This is a genomic window from Streptomyces bambusae, assembly GCF_019400985.1.
GTDB classification, from domain to species: Bacteria; Actinomycetota; Actinomycetes; order Streptomycetales; family Streptomycetaceae; genus Streptomyces; species Streptomyces bambusae_A.
In genome coordinates this window covers 21,503-31,610 of sequence record NZ_WTFF01000041.1, presented here as the reverse complement: position 1 = coordinate 31,610, position 10,108 = coordinate 21,503, and the positions used below count along the sequence as shown (strand labels likewise).

Below are 10,108 nucleotides of genomic sequence, written 5' to 3'. Positions count from 1 at the left end.
CGCGAGGCCCGGGTGCGGGCCGAGCGGCGCCGTGCCCGGCTCCGCCACGAGGCCGAGGTCGCCACCGCCGTGGCCGACGGCGCCCGCCAGCTGCTCGCGCACATCGAGGTCTCCCTGCGCCGCGCCGAGGAGGAGAAGGCCGCCGCCGAGTACGCCAAGGGCCGGCGCGAGCAGGCGCTGGGCGAGGCCCGCAGCCGCGGCCGCGACCTCAAGGGCGAACTGGACAAGCTCACCGACTCGGTGCACCGCGGCGAGGTGCTCGGCGCGGAGAAGCGGCTGCGGATCGAGGCGCTGGAGACCCGCGCCCTGGAGGAGCTCGGCATCGAGCCCGCCGGCCTGGTCGCCGAGTACGGGCCCGACCAGCCGGTCCCGCCCTCGCTGCCCGCCGAGGGCGAGGAGCTGCCCGAGGACCCGGACCATCCCCGCAACCGGCCCGGCCCGTACCTGCGGGCCCAGCAGGAGAAGCGGCTGAAGGCCGCCGAGCGCGCCTACCAGCAGCTCGGGAAGGTCAACCCGCTGGCCCTGGAGGAGTTCGCGGCGCTGGAGGAACGGCACAAGTTCCTCAGCGAGCAGCTTGAGGACCTCCGCAAGACCCGGGCCGACCTCCTTCAGGTCGTGAAGGAGGTGGACCAGCGCGTCGAGCAGGTGTTCACCGAGGCGTACCGGGACACGGCGCGGGAGTTCGAGGGGGTGTTCTCCCGGCTGTTCCCCGGTGGCGAGGGCCGCCTGGTACTGACCGATCCCGACAACATGCTCACCACCGGCGTGGACGTCGAGGCCCGCCCGCCGGGCAAGAAGGTCAAGCGGCTGTCGCTGCTCTCCGGCGGCGAGCGCTCCCTGACGGCGGTGGCCCTGCTGGTGTCCATCTTCAAGGCGCGGCCCAGCCCGTTCTACGTGATGGACGAGGTGGAGGCCGCCCTCGACGACACCAACCTCCAGCGGCTGATCCGGATCATGGAGGAGCTCCAGGAGAGCTCCCAGCTGATCGTCATCACCCACCAGAAGCGCACGATGGAGGTCGCGGACGCGCTCTACGGCGTCTCGATGCAGGGCGACGGCGTCTCCAAGGTGATCAGCCAGCGCCTGCGCTGACCCGCCCTGCGCCGACCGGCCGGCGGGGCCCTCTCGGGCCGCTCCCGGACCCAGCCCCAGCCTGATCTTTCAAGAACTGAACGAAACGAACAGGATGCGAAGTTCAATCGCACTCTTGACTTCAGGAAATGAATGAATAGGCTCGCTCCGCTGCCTCCCGGCCTCCAGTGGTGCCCGATCTTGACCTGTGCGCCACTGGGAAGGACGGACGAAACCCCCACGGAGCACACCTTGACCAGCACAGCGAAGGCGCCGGCCACCGGCGGCGGACCCGCACGCCCCGACCACCTCGGGCACGTCATCTTCATCACCGCGGCCGCCGCGATGGGCGGATTCCTCTTCGGCTACGACAGTTCCGTGATCAACGGCGCCGTCGTCGCCGTCCGGGACCGCTTCGAGGTCGGCTCCGAGGCCCTCGCCCAGGTGATCGCCGCCGCCCTGATCGGCTGCGCCATCGGCGCCGCCACCGCCGGCCGGATCGCCGACCGGATCGGCCGTATCCGCTGCATGCAGATCGCCTCGGTCCTCTTCACCGCGAGCGCCCTCGGCTCGGCCCTGCCCTTCGCCCTCTGGGACCTGGCCATGTGGCGGGTCGTCGGCGGCTTCGCCATCGGCATGGCCTCCGTGATCGGCCCCGCGTACATCGCCGAGGTCTCCCCGCCCGCCTACCGCGGCCGGCTCGCCTCGTTCCAGCAGGCGGCGATCGTGATCGGCATCGCGGTCTCCCAGCTGGTCAACTGGGGCATCCTGAACCTCGCCGACGGCGAGCAGCGCGGCGTGGTCGGCGGCCTGGAGGCCTGGCAGTGGATGCTGGGCGTGATGGTCGTCCCGGCGGCCCTCTACGGCCTGCTGTCCTTCGCGATCCCCGAGTCCCCGCGCTTCCTGATCTCCGTCGGCCGCACCGAGCAGGCCAGGAAGGTGCTCTCCGAGGTCGAGGGCTCCCACATCGACCTCGACGCCCGCGTGAGCGAGATCGAGCTGGCCATGCGCTCCGAGCACCGGTCCACCTTCAAGGACCTGCTCGGCGGCCGCTTCGGGCTGCTGCCCATCGTCTGGGTCGGCATCGGGCTGTCGGTCTTCCAGCAGCTCGTCGGCATCAACGTGATCTTCTACTACAGCTCCTCGCTGTGGCAGTCCGTCGGCATCGACCCCAGCAGCTCGTTCCTGTACTCGTTCACCACGTCGATCATCAACATCATCGGCACCGTGATCGCGATGATCTTCGTCGACCGGCTCGGCCGCAAGCCGCTCGCGCTCATCGGCTCCGTCGGCATGGCCGTCTCCCTCGCCGCCGCCGCGTGGGCGTTCTCGTACAAGACCGAGATCGCCGGGGAGATCTCCATGCCGGAGACCCAGGGCACCGTCGCCCTGGTCGCCGCGCACTCCTTCGTCCTCTTCTTCGCCCTCTCCTGGGGCGTGGTCGTCTGGGTGCTGCTCGGCGAGATGTTCCCCAACCGCATCCGGGCCGCCGCCCTCGGCGTGGCCGCCGCGGCCCAGTGGGTCGCCAACTGGGTGATCACGGTGACCTTCCCGACCCTGTCCGACTGGAACCTCTCGGGCGCCTACGTGATCTACACGGCCTTCGCCCTGCTCTCGATCCCGTTCATCCTCAAGTGGGTGCCGGAGACCAAGGGCAAGGCGCTGGAGGAGATGGGGTGACCACCCCCGCCACACCCCTTCTCCTCGAAGCAGGTGCTGCCCCGGCTCACTGACCGAGCCGGGGCAGCACCTGTTCGCACAGCAGCCGCAGGCTGTTCCAGCCCTCCTCCAGCGGCATGCCGCCGCACAGCGGGTGCAGCACGAGGTTGCCCGCCTCGCCCGCACCGCGCGCGTACGCCACCGCCTCCTCGGGGGTGAGCACCCGGTAGACCCCCTCCGCCCGCAGCTCCGCCACCGTCCGCGCCGACGAGCGCACCGCCGAGCGGATGTCCTTGGACTGCCAGGAGGCGTACGTCCCGGCCTCGTGCAGGAAGCACCCGCCGTGCTGCGCCCACACCCGGTCCGGGTCCTCGGCGATGTGCAGCAGCGGGGTCTCGGCCGCCGGCATCAGGCAGAAGCCCTCCGTGCCGTACTCCGCCAGCCGCTCCTCGTAGTACGCCTGGAGCTCCGGCAGGTGGGCGCTCGGGAAGAACGGCAGCCCGAACCGGGCCGCGCGCCGGGCGGCCGCACGGGAGCTGCCGCCGACCAGCAGCATCGGGTGCGGCTGCGTGAAGGGCACCGGGGTCACCCGCACCGTGCGCCCCCGGAACGAGAACGGCTCCCCGGTCCACGCCGCCAGCAGCGTCCGGACGAACTCGTCCTGGAGCTCCCCGCGCCGGCCCCAGGCCACGCCGAGCTGCTCGTACTCCTCGGGCCGGTAGCCGATGCCGGCCACCGTCACCAGGCGCCCGCCGCCGATCAGGTCCAGCACCGCGATGTCCTCCGCCGCGCGCAGCGGGTCGTACAGCGGCCCGATCACGGCCGAGACGGTGACGGCGATCCGCCGGGTGGCGCCGAGCACCGCGCCCGCGAAGGCGAACGGCGAGGGCAGCCAGTGGTTGTCCGTGCCGTGGTGCTCCTCGGTCTGGACGGTGTCGATGCCGCGCTCGTCCGCGTACGCCGCCATCTCCAGCGCGGCCTGGTAGCGGGCGGCGAGGGTTCCGGGGGTGCCGTGCGGGTCGACGAGATTGAACCGGGCCACGGTGATGGGCATGGAGAAGTCCCCCTGAAGCCAGTTTCTCGTGGGGCCGCCGCCGCCGGGTGGCGTGGCGCAGGGGGACGTTAGCTGACGTTGCGTCAGTTGGACAGGGTCCCGGCGGGCCGGGGCCGACGCCGACCGCACCGGCGCCGCCCGTGGCCGCCCGACCGCAGACATGGACGTGCTCCGCCCCGGGGCGCTTCTCGCCGGCACGTGGCCGGGCGACGGGCCGGTCCGGCCCGCAGGGGCGAAACGGCCCCGCCCGGGAAGCGACGTGCCGTCCGCGAGGTCACGCATACTGGAACGGTTATGGACATCCTCATTCTCGCTGTAGTCATCGCCCTGGTCGCGGTCGGTGCCGTGGCGACCGGCCTCGTGGTCAGCAGCCGCAAGAAGAAGCAGCTGCCGCCCGCCGCGCCGTCGAGTACGCCGACCATCACTGCCCCGCCCGCCGAACCGCAGGTGGGGGAGGACGCCGCCCCGACGGTGGAAGAACCGCGCCGGACCATCGAGGAGGTCGTGCTCCCCGAGGCGGAGGCCGCGGCCCCCGAGGCCCCCGTCGCGGTGGAACCCGAGGTTCCGGCCGCACCCGAGATCGAGGTGCCCGAGCCCACCGCCGGCCGCCTCGTACGCCTGCGCGCCCGCCTCGCGCGCTCGCAGAACTCCCTCGGCAAGGGGCTGCTCACGCTGCTCTCGCGCGAGCACCTCGACGAGGACACCTGGGAGGAGATCGAGGAGACCCTCCTGACCGCCGACGTCGGCGTCAAGCCGACCCAGGAGCTGGTGGACCGGCTGCGCGAGCGGGTCAAGGTGCTCGGCACCCGCACCCCGCAGGACCTGCGCAGCCTGCTGCGCGAGGAGCTGCTGACCCTCGTCGGCACCGACTTCGACCGGGTCGTCAAGACCGAGTCCGCCGCCGACACCCCCGGCGTCGTGATGGTCGTCGGCGTCAACGGCACCGGCAAGACCACCACCACCGGCAAGCTCGCCCGCGTCCTGGTGGCCGACGGCCGCAGCGTCGTCCTCGGCGCGGCCGACACCTTCCGCGCCGCCGCCGCCGACCAGCTCCAGACCTGGGGCGAGCGGGTCGGCGCGCGCACCGTCCGCGGCCCCGAGGGCGGCGACCCGGCGTCCATCGCCTTCGACGCGGTCAAGGAGGGCATCGCCGAGGGCGCGGACGTCGTCCTCATCGACACGGCCGGCCGCCTGCACACCAAGACCGGCCTGATGGACGAGCTCGGCAAGGTCAAGCGCGTCGTGGAGAAGCACGGCCCGCTGGACGAGGTGCTGCTCGTGCTCGACGCCACCACCGGGCAGAACGGCCTGATGCAGGCCCGCGTCTTCGCCGAGGTCGTGGACATCACCGGCATCGTGCTCACCAAGCTCGACGGCACCGCCAAGGGCGGCATCGTGGTCGCGGTCCAGCGCGAGCTGGGCGTCCCGGTCAAGCTCGTCGGCCTCGGCGAGGGCCCGGACGACCTGGCCCCCTTCGAGCCGGAGGCGTTCGTCGACGCCCTCATCGGCGACTGACCGCTGCGCTCGGCGACCGGCCGCCTGCGCTCGGCGACTGATCGCCCGCACCGGGCGACCGGCCGCCCGCGCTCGGCGACTGATCGCCTGCGCTCGGCGACCGGCCGCCGGCGGCGCGGCCGGGACCGTGGCGGCGCACCTGCACCGGGGCCCCGGGTTCGACACCGAACCCGGGGCCCCGGTGCGTAGGGGCGTCAGCGCCGGAACCGGTGGCAGATGTACGCGAGCGTGCCCAGCAGCAGCCGCGCCTGCGGGGGGCGCGCCGAGTCGAGCGCGGGCGGCCGCAGCCAGCCCACCGGGCCCAGGCCCGCGTGGTCCGACGGCGGCGCCGTCAGGAAGGCCCCGGTGCCCCGCGCCTGCAGGTCCAGACCGGCGTCGTCCCAGCCCATCCGGTACAGCAGCTGCGGCAGCTCGTCCGCCGCGCCCGGCGCCACGAAGAACTGCACCCGGCGGTCCGGGGTCACCGACACCGGGCCCAGCGGCAGCCCCATCCGCTCCAGCCGCACCAGCGCGCGCCGGCCGGCCTCCTCCGCGACGTCGATGACGTCGAAGGCCCGGCCCACCGGCAGCAGTACGGACGCGCCCGGGAACTGCGACCACGCCGCCGTCACCTCGTCCAGCGTGGCCCCCGCCGGGACCACCGCCTCGAAGGCCAGCGGGTGCGCGCCCGGCGCCGCGCACTGCCGGTCCCCGCAGGAGCAGTTGCGGGCGGGCGACGCGGCCCGTGCGCCGGGCACCACGTCCCAGCCCCACAGCCCCGTGTACTCCGCCACCGTCGTGCAGTCCGACATCCGGCCGCGCCGCCGGGAGCCGGATCGGAACTCCTTGGTGCTCCGGCCGCCGATGCTGCCGCCGATCGTGAAGCCCATGCCCATGCCCCCTCCAACGGGTCGAACTCGCCGGTGGTTACGAGCCGGAAGTCCGGCGCGGAGCCGAAGCGGAACCGACGCGGAACCGATGCGGAATCCGCCCGGACCCGCCCGGACCCGTTCGGACCCGCCCGGGCCGCCCGGCGCACTCCTCGTCGCCGTACTCCCGACCGCACCCCGGTCCACCTGTTGCTGACCGTCCTGTGTCAAGTGAATCGCGGTTGACGGGTGGCGAGTTCATTCGAAGGGGTGGCGAATGGTGGCGATTGCGCAAAGAGCCTCGCCGTGGGGGTGATCGTAGGATTACTTTCAGTACAGCGAGACCCGATGGCTTCCGCATCCGTGGGTATGCCGGAGGCAAGGAAGTGTTCCGGGATGGGGGCGTTCCAGTGAGCGGCAACGGCGCAAGCGGACCGGAGACGGAATCCGCCGATCCCGCCGAGCGCGGCGGCGGACCGGCCGACCCCCGCCCGAACGAGCAGCTCACCTCCTGGTTCGTCCGCAGCGGCTGGTCCAAGGGCGAGCTCGCCCGGCAGGTCAACCGCCGCGCCCGCCAGATGGGCGCCCACCACATCAGCACCGACACCTCCCGGGTGCGCCGCTGGCTCGACGGCGAGCAGCCCCGCGAGCCCGTCCCGCGCATCCTGTCCGAGCTGTTCTCCGAACGCTTCGGCGCCGTCGTCGCCGTCGAGCAGCTGGGCCTGCGCACCGCCCACCAGACGCCGTCCGTCTCCGGCGTGGACCTGCCGTGGGCGGGCCCCCAGACCGTGGCCCTGCTCAGCGAGTTCTCCCGCAGCGACCTCATGCTGGCCCGCCGTGGCTTCCTCGGGACCTCGCTCGCACTCTCCGCCGGCCCGGCCCTCATCGAGCCCATGCAGCGCTGGCTCGTGCCGGTACCGGCCGCCGACCCGGGACCGCGTGAGGCGGCCGGGCCGGCGGACCCGCCGGGCCTGCGCCCGCCCCGGCTGTCCGAACCGGAGCTGGACCTCCTGGAGGCCACCACGGTCATGTTCCGCCAGTGGGACGCCCAGTGCGGCGGCGGACTGCGCCGCAAGGCCGTCGTGGGCCAGCTCCACGAGGTCACCGACCTGCTCCAGGAGAACCACCCGGCCCCGGTCATGAAGCGGCTGTTCAAGGTCGCCGCCGAACTCGCCGAACTGGCCGGCTGGATGAGCTACGACATCGGGCTGCACCCCACCGCCCAGAAGTACTTCGTCCTCGCCCTGCACGCCGCCAAGGAGGCCGGCGACAAGCCGCTCGGCTCGTACATCCTCTCCAACATGAGCCGCCAGATGATCCACCTCGGCCGCCCCGAGGACGCCCTGGAGCTCATCCACCTCGCCCAGTACGGCAGCCGCGACTGCGCCGGCCCCCGCACCCAGGCCATGCTGTATGCGATGGAGGCCCGCGCCTACGCCAACATGGGCCAGCCCAGCCGCTGCAAGCGGGCCGTCCGGATGGCCGAGGACACCTTCAGCGACGTCGGCTTCGACGGCGAGCCCGAGCCCGACTGGATCCGCTTCTTCTCCGAGGCGGAACTCAACGGCGAGAACTCCCACTCCTACCGCGACCTCGCCTACGTCGCCGGCCGCAGCCCCACCTACGCCTCCCTCGCCGAACCGGTCATGGAGCGCGCCGTCGAGCTGTTCGAGAAGGACGGGGAGCACCAGCGCAGCTACGCCCTCAACCTCGTCGGCCTGGCCACCGTCCACCTGCTCCAGCGCGAACCCGAGCAGGCCACCGTCCTCATGGGCCGCGCCCTCGACGTGGCGCAAAAGGTTCGGTCCGAGCGCGTGAACACCCGGCTCCGCAAGACCGTCGACACAGCCGCCCGTGAGTACGGCCACGTGGCCGAGGTCGTCCGGCTCACCGACCACCTCGCCGCGCGCCTCCCGGAGTCCGCGGAGGCCGTCTGAGACCCCGGCCGCGGCAGCGCCCCGTGCAGCCCGATCAGGCTCCCCCGGCCAGGTCTCCCGGGCGCCGCCGCGGCCGGCTCACCCTTTTGCGGCTAAACCGCCGCCCGCTCTCGCGGAGGTGGTTGCTCGCCGTCGTGGTTGCTCAATTGATGGTTGCTGTGTTCATCGGGCTGTAACAGGGTCAGCCCCTTCGTCATCGTCGCGAAACATCGAGCGGCCGTGCCGGAAACCGGCCTGCGCGAATCTCATGGCCATTAACCGGCCAGCCCCCAGGCGAGTCGCCGCTCAGGTTCCCACGGTCGCCCGCACGCGAACGTACCGACGACGAGGAGACGCCGATGGCATCAGCCATCACGACCCTTGCCGCAGAAGCCCCACAGCTGTCTGCCGCGAACACCGGGTTCATGCTCATCTGCTCCGCCCTGGTCATGCTGATGACCCCGGGCCTCGCCTTCTTCTACGGAGGCATGGTCCGCGTCAAGAGCAGCCTCAACATGCTCATGATGAGCTTCATCAGCCTCGGGATCGTCACGATCCTGTGGGTCCTCTTCGGCTTCAGCCTCGCCTTCGGAGCCGACACCGGCTCGGTCATCGGCTGGTCCGCCGACTACGTCGGCCTCAGCGGGATCGGCCTCACCGAGCTCTGGGACGGCTACACCGTCCCGGTCTACGTCTTCGCCGTCTTCCAGCTGATGTTCGCCATCATCACCCCGGCCCTGATCAGCGGCGCCCTGGCGGACCGCGTCAAGTTCACCGCCTGGGCCCTGTTCATCACCCTCTGGGCCACCCTGGTCTACTTCCCCGTCGCCCACTGGGTCTGGGGCGCCGGCGGCTGGTTGTTCGAGCTGGGCGTCATCGACTTCGCCGGCGGCACCGCCGTCCACATCAACGCCGGCGCCGCCGCCCTCGGCGTGATCCTCGTCATCGGCAAGCGCGTCGGCTTCAAGAAGGACCCGATGCGCCCGCACAGCCTCCCGCTGGTCATGCTCGGCGCCGGCCTGCTGTGGTTCGGCTGGTTCGGCTTCAACGCCGGCTCCTGGCTCGGCAACGACGACGGCATCGGCGCCGTGATGTTCGTCAACACCCAGGTCGCCACCGCCGCCGCCATGCTCGCCTGGCTCGCGTACGAGAAGATCCGCCACGGCTCCTTCACCACCCTCGGCGCCGCCTCCGGCGCGGTGGCCGGCCTCGTCGCCATCACCCCCTCCGGCGGCTCCTGCTCCCCGCTCGGCGCCATCGCCATCGGCGCGATCGCCGGCCTGGCCTGCGCCATGGCGGTCGGCCTGAAGTACAAGTTCGGCTACGACGACTCCCTCGACGTCGTCGGCGTCCACCTCGTCGGCGGCATCCTCGGCTCCCTGCTCGTCGGCCTCTTCGCCACCGGCGGGGTCCAGTCCGAGGCCAAGGGCCTCTTCTACGGCGGCGGCCTGGAGCAGCTCGGCAAGCAGGCGATCGGCGTCTTCGCGGTCCTGGCCTACTCTCTGGTGGCGTCGGCGCTGCTCGCCTTCGTCCTCGACAAGACGATCGGCATGCGCGTCACCGAGGACGACGAGGTCTCCGGCATCGACCAGGTCGAGCACGCCGAGAGCGCCTACGACTTCAGCGGCGCCGGCGGCGGGGCCTCCTCCCGCAGCACCACCGCAACCACGCCCGTCGCCGCTGCCAGCAAGAAGGTGGACGCATGAAGCTCATCACCGCGATCGTGAAGCCGCACCGCCTCGACGAGATCAAGGAGGCCCTCCAGACCTTCGGGGTCCAGGGGCTCACCGTCTCCGAGGCCAGCGGGTACGGCCGCCAGCGCGGCCACACGGAGGTCTACCGCGGTGCCGAGTACACCGTCGACCTGGTCCCCAAGATCCGCATCGAGGTCGTCGTGGACGACGAGGCGGCGGAGGACGTGATGGACGTCGTCGTCTCCGCCGCCCGCACCGGCAAGATCGGTGACGGCAAGGTGTGGAGCGTCCCCGTGGACTCCGTCGTCCGGGTCCGCACCGGCGAGCGCGGCGCGGACGCGCTCTAGGCGG

8 protein-coding genes are annotated in these 10,108 nt (G+C 72.2%); 6 read left to right on the top strand and 2 right to left on the bottom strand.

The features are described 5' to 3' along the window. A partial coding sequence (locus GPJ59_RS09025) for an AAA family ATPase (RefSeq protein ID WP_219665946.1) occupies positions 1-1,092 on the top strand: 1,092 nt, incomplete at its 5' end. A 231-nt stretch (positions 1,093-1,323) separates the two neighbouring features. Continuing rightward, complete coding sequence (locus GPJ59_RS09020) at positions 1,324-2,751, top strand: sugar porter family MFS transporter (RefSeq protein WP_258024090.1); 1,428 nt, start codon at positions 1,324-1,326, stop codon at positions 2,749-2,751. Positions 2,752-2,797: 46 nt separating this feature from the next. Here the strand turns inward: GPJ59_RS09020 and GPJ59_RS09015 are convergent, their stop codons facing one another. Beyond that, positions 2,798-3,784: an LLM class flavin-dependent oxidoreductase gene (locus GPJ59_RS09015; RefSeq protein WP_219665944.1), complete on the bottom strand. Its 987-nt coding sequence runs from the start codon at positions 3,782-3,784 to the stop codon at positions 2,798-2,800. Between the two features lie 294 nt (positions 3,785-4,078). On the opposite strand from GPJ59_RS09015, the gene ftsY reads away from it, so the two are divergent. Continuing rightward, positions 4,079-5,299, top strand: coding sequence for a signal recognition particle-docking protein FtsY (gene ftsY, locus GPJ59_RS09010; protein WP_219665943.1), 1,221 nt, complete (start codon positions 4,079-4,081; stop codon positions 5,297-5,299). 194 nt (positions 5,300-5,493) lie between these two features. Here ftsY and GPJ59_RS09005 read toward each other — a convergent pair whose 3' ends face one another. Beyond that, the gene (locus GPJ59_RS09005; protein ID WP_219665942.1) at positions 5,494-6,168 is read right to left on the bottom strand and encodes a bifunctional DNA primase/polymerase; all 675 of its coding nucleotides are present in this window, start codon (positions 6,166-6,168) and stop codon (positions 5,494-5,496) included. A 389-nt stretch (positions 6,169-6,557) separates the two neighbouring features. Between GPJ59_RS09005 and nsdA the strand changes: the two genes are divergently transcribed. The 3 genes from nsdA to GPJ59_RS08990 all read left to right on the top strand — a co-directional run bounded on the left by nsdA (position 6,558) and on the right by GPJ59_RS08990 (position 10,104). Further along, the gene (nsdA, locus tag GPJ59_RS09000) at positions 6,558-8,084 is read left to right on the top strand and encodes a transcriptional repressor NsdA (protein WP_219665941.1); all 1,527 of its coding nucleotides are present in this window, start codon (positions 6,558-6,560) and stop codon (positions 8,082-8,084) included. A 338-nt stretch (positions 8,085-8,422) separates the two neighbouring features. Further along, complete coding sequence (locus GPJ59_RS08995) at positions 8,423-9,769, top strand: ammonium transporter (RefSeq protein WP_219665940.1); 1,347 nt, start codon at positions 8,423-8,425, stop codon at positions 9,767-9,769. After that, positions 9,766-10,104: a P-II family nitrogen regulator gene (locus GPJ59_RS08990; RefSeq protein ID WP_125644317.1), complete on the top strand. Its 339-nt coding sequence runs from the start codon at positions 9,766-9,768 to the stop codon at positions 10,102-10,104. The genes GPJ59_RS08995 and GPJ59_RS08990 overlap by 4 nt, the downstream gene beginning before the upstream one ends. Positions 10,105-10,108: the final 4 nt, after the last annotated feature.